At 71.9% G+C, this 13059-nt stretch carries 10 protein-coding genes; all 10 read left to right on the top strand.

The window, feature by feature from the left end; translation table 11 throughout:
* Positions 1-7: 7 nt before the first annotated feature.
* The 10 genes from hisH (at position 8) to HYV93_01305 (ending at position 13049) form a co-directional block, all read left to right on the top strand.
* Positions 8-601, top strand: coding sequence for an imidazole glycerol phosphate synthase subunit HisH (gene hisH, locus HYV93_01350; protein ID MBI2524603.1), 594 nt, complete (start codon positions 8-10; stop codon positions 599-601).
* An 18-nt stretch (positions 602-619) separates the two neighbouring features.
* Entirely contained in the window at positions 620-1381 is a 762-nt protein-coding gene (gene hisF, locus HYV93_01345; protein MBI2524602.1) for an imidazole glycerol phosphate synthase subunit HisF, read from the top strand.
* A gap of 18 nt (positions 1382-1399) precedes the next feature.
* Positions 1400-2569, top strand: a complete 1170-nt coding sequence (locus HYV93_01340; GenBank protein ID MBI2524601.1) for an NAD(P)/FAD-dependent oxidoreductase — start codon at positions 1400-1402, stop codon at positions 2567-2569.
* A gap of 114 nt (positions 2570-2683) precedes the next feature.
* On the top strand, positions 2684-4438 hold the full coding sequence (locus HYV93_01335) for a glycosyltransferase family 39 protein (GenBank protein MBI2524600.1): 1755 nt from the start codon (positions 2684-2686) through the stop codon (positions 4436-4438).
* A gap of 188 nt (positions 4439-4626) precedes the next feature.
* Complete coding sequence (locus HYV93_01330) at positions 4627-5856, top strand: inositol-3-phosphate synthase (protein MBI2524599.1); 1230 nt, start codon at positions 4627-4629, stop codon at positions 5854-5856.
* Positions 5857-5860: 4 nt separating this feature from the next.
* The gene (locus tag HYV93_01325) at positions 5861-7039 is read left to right on the top strand and encodes a DegT/DnrJ/EryC1/StrS family aminotransferase (GenBank protein ID MBI2524598.1); all 1179 of its coding nucleotides are present in this window, start codon (positions 5861-5863) and stop codon (positions 7037-7039) included.
* A 157-nt stretch (positions 7040-7196) separates the two neighbouring features.
* Positions 7197-8399: a DegT/DnrJ/EryC1/StrS family aminotransferase gene (locus tag HYV93_01320; protein ID MBI2524597.1), complete on the top strand. Its 1203-nt coding sequence runs from the start codon at positions 7197-7199 to the stop codon at positions 8397-8399.
* Positions 8396-9760, top strand: a complete 1365-nt coding sequence (locus HYV93_01315; GenBank protein MBI2524596.1) for a phenylacetate--CoA ligase family protein — start codon at positions 8396-8398, stop codon at positions 9758-9760. Before HYV93_01320 ends, HYV93_01315 begins: the two co-directional genes overlap by 4 nt.
* Positions 9757-10500: a DUF1571 domain-containing protein gene (locus tag HYV93_01310; GenBank protein ID MBI2524595.1), complete on the top strand. Its 744-nt coding sequence runs from the start codon at positions 9757-9759 to the stop codon at positions 10498-10500. The genes HYV93_01315 and HYV93_01310 overlap by 4 nt, the downstream gene beginning before the upstream one ends.
* Positions 10501-10604: 104 nt before the next feature.
* Positions 10605-13049, top strand: a complete 2445-nt coding sequence (locus HYV93_01305; GenBank protein ID MBI2524594.1) for an SLBB domain-containing protein — start codon at positions 10605-10607, stop codon at positions 13047-13049.
* Positions 13050-13059: the final 10 nt, after the last annotated feature.

Raw genomic sequence — 13059 nt, 5'->3', positions numbered from 1 at the left:
CTACGGCATGGGGAACCTGCGCTCTGTCCGCAATGCGCTTGAAGCCGCCGGCGCCGAGGTCTGTGTCACGAGTCGCAGCGAGGATCTGCAGCGAGCGGAACGGATCGTGCTGCCCGGGGTCGGCGCCTTCGCCCAGGGGATGCGAAACCTCGAGGCGTCCGGGCTGGTGGAGGCTCTCCGGACCGAGGTGCTCGATCGTGGCAAGCCCTTTCTCGGGATCTGCCTGGGCCTCCAGTTGCTTGCGCGCGAAGGCCGGGAGAACGGCAGCCGGGCGGGGCTGGGCTGGCTGGGGGGGATCGTGGAGCGGCTCCGCGTGGAGGGCAAGGGCCTCAAGGTGCCGCACGTGGGCTGGAACGAGATCGAGATCGTCATGGACTCGCCCCTGTTCGCGGGACTGGGGGGGGCGCCGTCGTTCTACTTCGTGCACAGCTATCACATGGTGTGCGACGGAGACGACACTGTCGCGGGCACATGCGACTACGGAGGCCCGTTCACGGCGCTCGTGCTGAAAGGGAACATCCTGGGCACCCAGTTCCATCCCGAGAAGAGCCAGACCAATGGCCAGCGGTTGCTGAGGAACTTCATCCGCTGGAGGTCCTGAGGGCGCACCCGGACCGCGATGCTCAAGAGCCGCCTCATCCCGTCGCTCTTGCTCCTGAACGGGCGGTGCGTGAAGACCATCGGGTTCGACGCCCTCCGCGATGTCGGGAACCCCGTCACCGCCGCGCGCGTGTACGACGCGCAGGAGGCGGACGAGCTCATCTTTCTCGACATCAGTGCGACGACTGAGAACCGCACGACGCTCTACCACATCGTGGAACGCACGGCCGACGCCTGTCTCATGCCCCTCACGGTGGGCGGGGGTGTGCGCACCCTCGAGGACATCCGCGATCTGCTGCGGTCGGGGGCGGACAAGGTGGCGATCAACACGGAGGCGGTGCGGCGGCCCGAGGTCATCCGCGACGGGGCGGAACGGTTCGGCGCCCAGTGCATCGTCGCCTCGATCGACTGCCGGCGGCTGGCGGACGGCCGGTACGAGGTCTTCGTGCAACGGGGGCAGCGGCCCACCGGGCTGGACCCCGTCGTCTGGGCAGAACGGGTGGCCGAGCTGGGAGCCGGGGAGATCTTCCTGAACTCCATCGACAGGGACGGCACGATGCAGGGATACGATCTGGCGCTCATTCGCGCCGTCGCCGACGCGGTTCCGATCCCCGTGATCGCGGCGGGCGGTGCCGGAAGCCTGAGAGATCTGGTGGATGCGATCACCCTCGGGCGAGCGTCGGCCGTGTCCGCGGCGAGCCTCTTCCACTTCACGGACCAGAGCGTGATCAAGGCGCGTGCGTACATGCGGCAGGCCGGCGTCGATGTCCGGATCGCCTGAGCGCGCGCCGTCCCGGCAATGATGTCCGACCTGCGCGACGTCATCGTGGTGGGGGCCGGGCCGGCTGGTCTCTACGCCGCATGGCGGCTCGCCCAGGAGGGCCTCGAGGTCACCGTGGTGGAAGAGCATCCTGTCGTCGGGGTGCCCACCCACTGCACGGGACTGGTCTCCGCCGAGGTCGACGAGTACTTCAAGATTCCGCCTTCGATCGTGTTGCACCGTCCGCTGAGGTGCCTCGTCATCTCACCGGGTGGAGTCACGGCTGATTTCACGAATCCCGGCGAGGAGCTCGCGGCGATCGACCGGGGAGCATTCGACCAGGCGTTGGCGGTGAGCGCCCAGGCGGCGGGGGCCACCGTGATCACCGGGCACCGGGTGGACACGGTCACGATCGGGTCCGAGCATGTCGAGGTGCGGACGGCTGCGGCGTCGCCCCTGCGCGGGCGGGTTCTGGTCCTGGCCTGCGGCGTGACTTACCGGTTCCACGGCCTGATGGATGCAGGGGTGCCCGCCCCGCTCTTGCACTCGGCCCAGCTCGAGCTGGAGGCCGAGCCGGCCACGGCCCTGGAGATCTACCTCGGCAAGCGGGTGGCTCCGGGGGGGTTCGGGTGGCTCGTCCCCATCCAGCGTGGCGAGCGGAGCTACCTGAAGGCGGGAGTCCTGCTCCGCGGCGACGCGCGCGCGCATCTCCGGCGATTGCTGGCCCAACCGTCCATCGCGGCTCGCCTCAAGGGCGTTCCCGGAGAGCCGATTCGCCGCCTGGTGCCCGTCGGGTGGGCGCGGCGGAGCTTCGGGGGGCGCGTCGTCGCCGTCGGCGACGCCGCCGGCCTCACCAAGCCCGTCACCGGGGGTGGGATCTTCTACAGCCTGTATTCGTCCGCGGTGGCGGCCGAGACCCTCGTGGAGGCGCTTCGCGACGACGACCTGAGCGCGGCGCGTCTGTCCCGGTACGAGACCCGGTGGCGACAGCGCCTCGTGCCGGAGATGCGGGCGGCCAGCTGGTTTCGCCGGGTCGTCGCGAACCTGTCGGATGGCGAGCTGGACCAGTTCGTCGAGGCCGCGGCGTCGGACGCCGTGCAGGCGGTCGTGACGGCCACGGCGCGGTTCAACTGGCACCGGCCGGTCATCATGGCGCTCGTCAGACAACGGGGCATCAAGTCCATTCTGTTACGCGTGCTGTTCCGGTAGCTGCCGTTGTCGTGGGCCGGGTGAGCGAGGTTGACACCCGAGACGTCTGGACGGGCGACGACTCCCTGGACGGCCTGGCGCGTCTTGATCCCACGCGCCTCCGTCGCGGAGAGCATGCTCCTGCTGGCGGTCGGGCTGGCGTTCGCCGTTCCCGGGCTGAGCATGTCCCTCCTCGATCCGGACGAGGGATTGTACGCCGACGTCGCGCGTGAGATGGTCGCCGCGGGCGACTGGGTCGTTCCCCGGTTCAACGGGCTGCCATACCTCGAAAAGCCGCCGTTGTACTTCTGGCTGACCGCGCTGGCGTTTCTGGTGACTGGCTTTTCCGAGTGGGTCCTCCGCGGCTGGTCGGTGCTGGCCGCCCTGGGCACGAGCGCCGTCGCGTGGCGGCTGGGGCGCCGGCTCTATGGACCCCGCGGCGGGGTGGTGGCCGGCGTGATGCTGCTGACCAGCGCGGGATATGCGCTCTACCTGCGGAAGGCGTCGACGGACTTCGTGTTCGCGTTCTCCCTGGCGCTGGCAGTCTACGGGTTCATCGTCGACGCCGAGCGTCCGGACCGGGGCCGGCGCCGCTTCTTCCTCCTCTACGCCGGGTCGGCCCTCGCCCTGCTGAGCAAGGGGCTCATCGGTGCGCTGTTCCCGGCCCTCATCGTCGGGGTGAGCCTCCGCTGGTATCCCGGGCTGCGGTGGCGCGACCTGAACCTGACTCGCGGCCTCACCCTGGTGGCCGCCCTCACTGTGCCCTGGCATGCGCTGGTCGCGTGGCGCGACCCGAGCCTGTTCCGCTTCTACCTCGTGGACAACCAGATCCTGCGGTTCCTCAACCTGCGCGAGTTCCTGGAAGACGACGTCGCGATCTCGACTCCGGGATACCTGGTGGCCACGTTCCTGTGGTTCTTCCCGTGGAGCGTATTCCTGCTGGCCCGGCCGGCGCCGACCGCTCTCGTGCCCGCGTGGCGGGTGACAGCGGTCTGGGCGGCGGTCGTGGTCGGGTTCTTTGCGCTGTCGGGCTCCAAGCTCGAGTACTACGCGCTTCCCGCCCTGCCCGCGTTCGCCGTGCTCGTGGCCGGCGGATGGACGGCCGGTCGCGATGTGGGCCGGTGGCTCGGGGTCGGGCTCGCAGGGTGTGCGACCGTCGGAACGGCGGCCATCTGGCTGGGACCGCGGATGACGCCGGAGCAGATCCTCGGCGGCCTCGCGCACCTCAACGTGTACTACCGCATCCTGCGCGAGCAGGGCGCCGTCCTGCCCTTCGAGTCCGTGCGCCCATTCGGGCTCCTGCTCCAGGGGCTCGGCGTGACACTGCTGGCCGGGTGGGTCATCGCCGGGGTCTGCTGGATGCGGGGCTGGCGCCGCGGCGCGCTGCTCGCGCTGGTCGGGGTGGGCGCCGGGATCGCCGCTCTCATCGTTGAGCTGCTCATCCTGATCGAGCCGCACCACTCGACACGGGCGGTTGCCGAGGTCATCAGCGGCATGGCCGCGCCGCGCGACCTGGTGGTCCACGAAGGGAGCCTCGAGTACAGCGCCGCCCTGCCCTTCTACACCGGGCGCCGGATCAGGGTCGTGAACGGAGCGCGTGGCGACCTCGAGTTCGCCTCCCGCCGGCCGGAAGCCCGGGAGTATTTCCTCGACGCCGCCGCCCTGGCCGCGCTGTGGCGTGGGCCCGACCGGGTGTTCCTCGTGACCCAGCAGGGACGCGGCCGGGGCGTGGCCGCCACGCTGCCACGCGAATCCGTTCGCGTCGTGGGGCGCTTCGGGTCCCGCTGGCTCTACGCGAGCACTCCCGCCCACACCTGGGCGGGCGAGTGCGGTCCGACGGGCGGGGCATGCCGGGCGGTGCTCCGGGGTCGAACGAGTCCCGGTGGCTGAGAGGCTCGAGGCCTCCCGGGACGCCGGCAGTCTGCAGGCAGGTTTGCCGTCTCGCGAGAGGCGTCGGACGCATGCGCTCCTCGATGCGCTCGGCCAGCTCGCTGCCGCTCGGCCCCGCCGAGCGTGGCGGCCGAGCGACGTGGTGGTGGCGGTCTGAGGCAGCGGTCTCGACAGAAAGGACGGAGTGTATGCGCAAGGTGGGGGTGTGGTTGATCGGTGCTGCCGGGTCGCTTGCCTCGACCGTGGTCACTGGCGCCCGTGCCATCGCGCACGGGCTCGCGGGACCCACGGGGCTCGTCACGGAGCTGCCGGAGGTGCGGGCGCTCCCGCTCGCCGGCCTCCACCGGCTGGTGTTCGCCGGCTGGGAGGTCAACTCGGCCGGCATCCTGCACCAGGCCCGGGCGCTGGCGAGCGACCACCGGGCGCTGAACGCGGGGCTCGTGGCCGCCGTCGAGGACGATCTTCTCGCGGTGGAGCGCAGGGTCCAGCCGGGCTTTGCGGCGGGCGGCGGTCCGGCCCGGCCCTCGCGCGGCGGGGGCGGGCGAGGCCCACGCCGGGAACCGCTCGAGCACGCCGCGGCGCGGCTGGGGGATGACCTCCAGCGCTTCCGGGAGGACGAGCACCTGGATACCGTCATCGTGGTCAACGTGGCCTCCACCGAGCCTCCTATCAGCCTGGGCCCGGAGCACGCCCGCCTCGGAAGCTTCCGCCGGGTCCTGCAGCAGGACCGGCGGGCGATGGTCACGCCCAGCATGCTCTATGCCTACGCGGCCCTCGACCGGGGCTGCCCCTATATCAACTTCACGCCGTCCCTCGGTGTCACCCCACCCGCGCTGCAGGAGCTCGGCGAGACGCGCCGGGTGTCCTTCTTCGGCTCGGACGGCAAGACGGGCGAAACGCTGATGAAGACGGTCCTCGCCCCGCTCTTCCGCTATCGGAACCTCGAGGTCCTGTCCTGGGAAGGCGTGAACCTCCTCGGCGGCGGCGACGGCCAGGTCCTGGCCAACCCGCGTCACAAGGCGTCGAAGCTGCGGAGCAAGGGCGGCGTGCTCGCGCCGAGCCTCGGGTACGCGCCGCACGCCTCCGTCGCCATCGAGTACGTGCCCTCCCTCGGGAACTGGAAGACCGCGTGGGACTTCATCCACTTCCGCGGATTCCTCGACACCCGGATGAGCGTGCAGTTCATCTGGCAGGGATGCGACTCGATCCTCGCGGCTCCTCTCGTCCTCGACCTCGTCCGGCTGGCCGAGTTCGCCGAGCGTGCGGGAGAGGTCGGGCCCATGACGCACTTGGCGTGCTTCTTCAAGGACCCCCTGGGTGTGCGAATCAGTGCGTTCCAGGACCAGGTCCAGCTCCTCATGGACTACGTGGAGCGGCACGCGGCAGACGGCCTGAAGCGGGCGCGGCGAGGGGGGTAGCGGGGTGCAGCCCCAGCGCTGGCCCATCCTGACGGCCGCCGACCGCGATGCCGTCCTGCGCGTCCTCGACCGGGGTGTGCTCTCGGGGGCCGGGGCGCCCGAGATGCGGGCCCTCGAGTCGGAGTTCGCCGCCGTCGTGGGCGCGCGGTTCTGCCTCGCCACGAACAGCGGCACGGCTGCTCTCGGCATCGCGCTGACGGCCGCGGGCGTGGGTCCCGGGGACGAGGTGATCGTCCCCGCCCTGTCGTTCATCGCCACGGCCCAGGCCGTGCTCCACGTCGGAGCCGTGCCGGTCTTCGCCGACATCGATGCCACCACCTACACGATCGCCTGCGACGCCGCCGCCGCCCGCGTGACACCGCGGACGCGCGCCATCATCCCGGTGCATCTCCACGGGCTGCCGGCCGACATGGACGCCGTCGAGAGGCTGGCACGGCGATGCGGCCTCACGGTCATCGAGGATGCGGCCCAGGCTCACGGCGCCCGGCATCGCGACCGCCCGGTCGGAACGCTGGGCGCCATGGCCGCGTTCAGCCTCAACTCGACGAAGAACCTTCCAGCGGGAGAGGGAGGGCTGTTCGTGACCGACTCCGAAGCCCTCTGGGCTCGCGCGGCGCGCGCCCGCTTCGACGGGCTCGAGGCACCAGCCAAGTGGGACCCGGAGCGCCCGCTCGACGACGAGATCGAGGGCCTGGCGACCACTGCCGGCTGGATGTATCTGCCCGGGGAGGTGACGTGCGCGCTGGCTCGCGCCCAGCTGCAGGGGCTCGCCGCGACCACCGAGAGGAGCCAGCTGAACGCCCGGCGGCTCACGGAGCGGCTCGCGGCGCTCCCGGGAGTCGAGCCGCCGGCGGTGCCGCCGGACCGTACCCACGTCTTCCACAAGTACCGCGTCCGCCTGCACCCGGACCGAGCGGGGGTCGGCCTGCCCCCCCGCGAGCTCCGGGATCGTATGCTCGCCGCGCTGCGGGTCCAGGGAGTGGAGGCCGTGCTCTGGCAGACCGCGCCGCTGCCGGCGCACCCGCTCTTCGCCCGGGCGGACCCGTATCCGCACGCCGTCGCCGCCCTCGACGCGTCGCTGATCGTCGGCTCCCAGTCCTGTCCGCTGTTCGCCCAGCCCCCGGAGGTGGTGGACGCCTGGGCCGAGGGGTTCGCCAGGGCGTGGAGAACGGTCACCCGGTGACGAGGGGCGCGTGCACCCGGTCAGACGAGGCTCGAAGGCTGGCGCGGCGCAGCCGAAGGCGGGCTGAGCGCACGAGGCGGGAGTGGCGGCAGAGCTGCCGCCGGCCGGCGCCGCACGAGGCGGGACGTCGAGGACCGGCGGTGACGGAGAACGACGCATGGCGAAGCTGAGTGGCCCGACGCTGGCGCTCTTCGGCGGCACCCCGATCCGGCCGACCCTCCTCCCCTACGCGCGCCAGGCCATCGACGTGGAGGATATCGCCGCCGTGAGTCGAGCGCTCGCTGGAGACTGGATCACCCAGGGGCCCGGCGTGGCACGGTTCGAGAAGGCGCTGGCGGCCGTCGCGGGCACACGACATGCCGTCGTCGTCGCCAACGGGACCGCGGCGCTTCACGCCGCCTGCTGGGCGGCCGGGCTCGGGCCCGAGGACGAGGTGATCACGACGCCGCTCACCTTCGCCGCCACGGCCAACGCCGTCGTCTATCAAGGGGCGCGCCCGGTGTTCGCGGACATCGATCGCGCCACGCTCAACCTCGATCCGGAGGCGGTCAAGCGACTGGCGACGCCGCGGACGCGCGCGGTGCTCGCTGTGGACTTCGCGGGTCTGCCGTGCGACTGGGATGCGCTCCGCACGCTCGCTCGCGAGCATGGCTGGCTGCTCATCGCCGATGCCGCCCACTCGCTCGGCGGCGCCCTCGGGGATCGTCCGGTGGGAACGCTCGCGGATCTCACGACGTTCTCCTTCCACCCGGCCAAGCTCATCACCTCGGGGGAGGGTGGGGCGGTCGTCACGGACCGGGACGACCTGGCCGAGCGCCTCCGAGTCATGCGGCACCACGGCATCCGCTACCAGGATGCCGGGCGGCCCTGGCAGTACGAGATCGACCTGCCGGGGAACAACTACCGGTTGACGGACTTCCAGTGCGCCCTGGGTCTCAGCCAGCTCGCCAAGCTCGACCGCTTCTGGGCGGCGCGCGACCGGCTGGCCCGGCGGTACCGCGAGCGGCTTGCCGGCTCGCCGTTCCTCGAGCTGCCCGCCCTGCCGCCCGGCCGCCGGCACGGCTGGCACCTCTTCGTCGTTCTCCTCCGGCCCGAGCGGCTGGCCGCCGACCGGGACACGGTCCTCACCGCGCTGCGCGCGGAGAACATCGGCGCCACGCTGCACTACCCGCTGGTGCATCTCCATCCCTTCTACCGGCGCCGCTTCGGTTCCGGCCCCGGCCTCTGCCCCATCGCCGAGTCCGCCGGGCGCCAGCTCGTCACACTGCCCCTGTTCCCGTCCATGACCGAGGCCGATCAGGACGATGCGCTCCGGGCTCTCGACAAGGTCTTCGCGCACTTCGCGCGGGCGGCTTCATGAACGTCACCGCCGTCTCCCGCCTCCTCTTCGGCGTCGGCCGGCGCGTGCCGCGATTCCCGCTCGCCGCCCTGCGCACCCTGCCGCTGCCGCTCCTCCACGCGCTGCGCGAACCGGGGCTCCGGGCCACGCTCCGCCGCGCGTCGCGGGCACCGTACTACCGGGAGGGCTTCCGGAGCGCGGGTCTGGACCCCGACGCGGTCCGGCGGCTCGGGGACCTCGGCGACTTCTTCCTCACGCCGGAGGTGCTGAAGCGGCAGCCGGAGCGCCTCCTGTGTGGGGCGCCGGACCTGGCCATCGAGAGCTCGGGGACCAGCGGTCACGTCGCGCGCGTGTACCTGAGCCGCGACGAGCTCGAGTACAGCGCGGCCCAGGGCGGCCTGCTGTACGCGCTCTGGGGCCTGGGGGGCGGGGACCGGCTGCTCTGCACGCTCGACCTGGCCTGGGGCCTCGGCGCGCTCCTGGTGGAACGCGGTGTGCGCCACACGCGGCTGTTCGCCATGGTGCCCGGCCGGGTGGACCCGATGGAGGCCTATCGACGCATCGCCGAGTATCGCTTCAACGTGGTGGTCAGCGACCCCTTCTGGCTGGGGCGACTCACCGAGATCGCGGAAGCCCACGGCCGTCCCGGCCCGATGAAGCTCCTGGTGGGCGGCGGCGAGGGGATCACGGCGAAAACCCGCGCGGCGCTCGAACGTTTCTGGGGGGCGCCGGTGCTCATGACCTATGCCTCCACCGAGGCGGCCACCATTCTCGGCTTCGAGTGCCTGGAGCGTGAGGGCTATCATCTGAACGAGTTCGACTTCCACATCGAGATCGACGCCCCCGACGCCGGCGGCTACGGCGAGCTCGTCCTGACGACCGTCCACCGGCGCGTCATGCCGCTCATCCGCTACCGGACGGGGGACGTGGCGCGCTGGCTCCCCGGCCGCTGTCGCTGCGGGCTGCCCTTTCGGCGGATCTCGCCGCTGCGCGGGCGGCTGGACGAGCAGATCGCCTGTGTCTGGGGCAATGTCCACCCGGAGTTCTTCGAGCCGCTCCTGGCTGGCGTCGAGGAGCCGGGGAGCGACTGGCAGGTGGCGCTCGGGGAGCGGGGGCTGAGGCCGGTCTTCCAGTTCCGGCTGGAGCGGGCGGCCGTGGCGGCGGAGCGCGACGCGGCGGCGCGCACGGTGCTCGCGGCGCTCGAGCGGTCGGCGCCCGAGGCGTGGCTCGCCTACCGCCAGCAGCTCGTGGACATCGAGTTCCGCTTCTTCGCGCCCGGGACGCTGCGCCGCTCGCGCAAGCTCTTGCGGCTCGTCGACGAGCGCGACAGCGGTCCACCGGGCTGGGTCGAGGCGGGGGCCGCGGCTGGCGGCCGGCGGTGATCGCGGTTGCCGTCGGCCTGCTCGGGGTCGCGCTGGCCGCGCCGGCCTGGGGCGCCGACGGCGCCGAACCGGCGCGGGTGCTCCTCGGCATGGAGGCCGCGTACGCGACGGTCGAACGCTACACGGCTCGCTTCGCCCGGCAGGAGGTGGTGGCCGGCGACCGCCGGCCTCGCGAGGAGGCGCTGGTCAAGTTCCAGCGGCCGGACCGGATGTACCTGCGGTGGATCGAGGGGCCGCCCAAGGGGCGTGAGCTGCTCTTCGTCCGCGGGCGACACGGCGACCGGGCCCTCATCCATGGGCCGGGGATCCTGGCAGGGCTGTTCACCGTCCTGCTGGCGCCCGACAGCCCGCGCGTGCTCAGCGAGAGCCGGCACCCGATCACGGACGTGGGGCTGGGGCGTCTGATCGACCTGATCCTGGGCTCCATGCGTCGGGCGCAGGAGCGCGGAGAGCTGGTCCTCCGGGATGCCGGCCTCGTCGAGGAAGGCGGGAGGCGCGGCCGGCGGATCGAGATGCGCGTGCCGAGGGGCGCCGGCCCTGGAGAGGACGTGCGCGGTGCCGTGATCACGATCGACGGCGCCTCCGGGCTCCCGGTGGCTGCCATCCTGTCCGATGAGGCCGGCCGGCCTGTCGCCGAGTACGCCTACACCGACCTGCGGCTGAATCCGCCCCTGAGCCCGCTCGACTTCGATCCGGCGAACCCGGCCTATGGGTTCCCCCGCTGGCGGCTGTCACTGTGACGCGGAATTTTTGTGAAGCCCAAGTCTGCAGAGCGGCTATACTTTCGTTGCCTTGGGGGGGTCGGCCCGTGCGGAGCTGCCCGGGGACGAGGGGGGCCTGTGCCATGAAGACATCTGGATCTGGATCCCGTGCCGTCATCGTCGCCACCACGCTGGTGGCGTTTGTTGCCGCCCCGCTCTCGGCGCAGCAATCGCCGCTCCCTGGTGCGGCCTCGGGCCCGGGCGTGACGAACGGGAGCTACCCGGGAGCGCCCTCCTTCGGCGGGACTCCGAGCGTTCCGGGGGGAGGGGCGCCGCTGGGCCAGTGGATGCAGCCCCCGAGCCCTCCGCGGCAGCTCGGCCCGACGGGAGTGTCCCCGTGCCATCAGCGGGTCGCCCCCCAGCAGCAGGTCGTGTCGGTGCCCGCTCCGCGCGACGGCCAGCCGGGAGGCGGGGCCGGTGTCCCGGTGAGTCAGGTCTCTGCGACCCCCGGAAGCCGGGGAGCGCTCCAGGCGCCCGGCACGACGCCGACCGATCCACGCCGCGCGGGCGGCACGACGCCTCCCGCACAGCCGCAGCAGCCCGCGCAGTCCCCTCAGCCAGCACAGGGGAGGGAGTCAGAGGATCTGTCGCGCATCGAGGCCGGCTTCTACCAGGACTCGTACCAGTCGCTGGCGGGGCTCAGGCGTCCCCAGAACGCGTTGCAGGGCGCCGGGCCGCAAGGGTCCTCAGTCGAGCCGCTCCGCCAGTACGGCTACACGACCTTCGCCGCCGACGTCTCCACGTTCGCCCCCGTGGACGACATCCCCGTGGGCCCCGACTACGTGCTCGGCCCCGGGGATGACCTGACGATCCACGTCTGGGGCCCCGTGGACGCCACCGTGGTGCGCACGGTGGACCGCAACGGCCGCATCGTGCTCCCCAAGGTGGGCGACCTGCGCGTCTGGGGGCTCACCTTCTCCCAGGCCGATCGCCTCATCCGGGAGCAGCTCTCGCGGTACTTCCGCGGCTTCCAGACCAGCGTGACCATGGGCAGGCTCCGCACCCTCCGGGTGCACGTGGTCGGCGAGGTCTGCCAGCCCGGCGTGTACACGCTGAGCTCGCTGGCGACCCTGACCAACGCGCTGTTCAGCGCGGGGGGACCCACGAAGCTCGGCTCGCTCCGGGAAGTGCGGCTGCTCAGGAACGGCCATCAGGTCGGGACGCTGGACCTCTACGACTTTCTCCAGCGCGGAGACCGGACGCGCGACTTCCGTCTCGAGTCCGGCGACACGGTGTTCGTCCCCACCGTGGGCGGGGTGGCGGCCATCGCCGGCGAGGTCAAGCGCCCGGCCATCTACGAGCTCCGGGGCCAGGCGCGGGTGTCCGATCTCGTCACGCTGGCAGGCGGCATCACGCCCTCCAGCTACCTCAAGCGCGTCCAGCTCGTCCGCGCCCAGCCCAATGCCGAGCGCGTGACGGTCGACGTGGACCTGAGCCAGTACTACCTCAAGGGGGACCGGGCCAGCAATCCGCCGGTCAACGGCGGCGACCTGGTGCTGATCTACCGCAGCGACCCGCGCATCTACAACACCATCAAGGTCGAGGGCGCGGTCAAGTATCCGGGCACCTACGAGCTGAAGCCGATGATGCGCATCACCCAGCTCCTGCCCGCCGACAAGCTCCTGCCCGAGGCGCAGCCCGAGCGCGTGGAGATCGCGCGCCGGCGGCCGGATCTGGCGGTCGAGATCATCCCGGTGAACCTCAGGAAGGCGTGGAGCGGGGACCAGGACCAGGACGTTCTGCTCAAGGCGCTGGACGAGGTGGCCGTGCGCACGGAGCTGAAGGCGGCGAGTCACGTGACGCTCAGCGGCCAGGTGGTACGGCCCGGCCGGTACGTCATCGCCGAGGGCGAGCGGCTCAGCTCGGTCCTCGATCGCGCCGGGGGCTTCACCGACCGCGCCTATCTCAGGAGCGCGGTCTTCACCCGCGAGGCGCTCCAGAGGGTCGAGAAGGAGCGCCTGGACGAGTTCGTCCGCGTACAGGAGCAGCGCATCCTGGCGGCGGCCTCCACGACCGTCGTGGGCGCCGACAAGGACGAGAACGCCTCGCAGCAGAAGGCGCTCGAGGCCCAGCGGGAGGCGCTCCGGGCGCTGGCGGCCAAGGTGGCGGTGGGGCGCATGGTCGTGCGGCTCGACGCGCCCGAGAAGCTCCGGGGAGGGCCGGACGACATCGTGCTCGTGGGCGGCGACAGCCTCGAAGTCACTGAACCGCCGGCCTCGGTCTACGTCCTGGGGGCGGTGCGGACATCCACCTCGGTGCTCTGGGTCCAGGGGGCCAGCCCCGAGTACTACCTCAACCGCGTGGGGGGCCTCACGAAGGAGGCCGACAAGAAAGAGCTGCACATCGTCAAGGCGGACGGGTCGGCCATGTCGAGCTTCACCAAGCTGCGCGACATCGAGCCGGGCGACACCATCGTCGTGCCGCCGAAGCAGGAGGAGAAGATCCGCGTCCTCCCGACGGTGCGCGACGTGGTGCAGACGGTGGGCGCTGCGCTCCTCTCCTTCGCGGCGCTGGCCGTCCTGTTCTGATCGTCGGGCG

It is taken from the genome of Candidatus Rokuibacteriota bacterium, assembly GCA_016188005.1.
Classification (GTDB): domain Bacteria; phylum Methylomirabilota; class Methylomirabilia; order Rokubacteriales; family CSP1-6; genus UBA12499.
The sequence above is the reverse complement of the archived record's forward strand: the minus strand, read 5'-3'. Positions and strand labels throughout refer to the sequence as shown.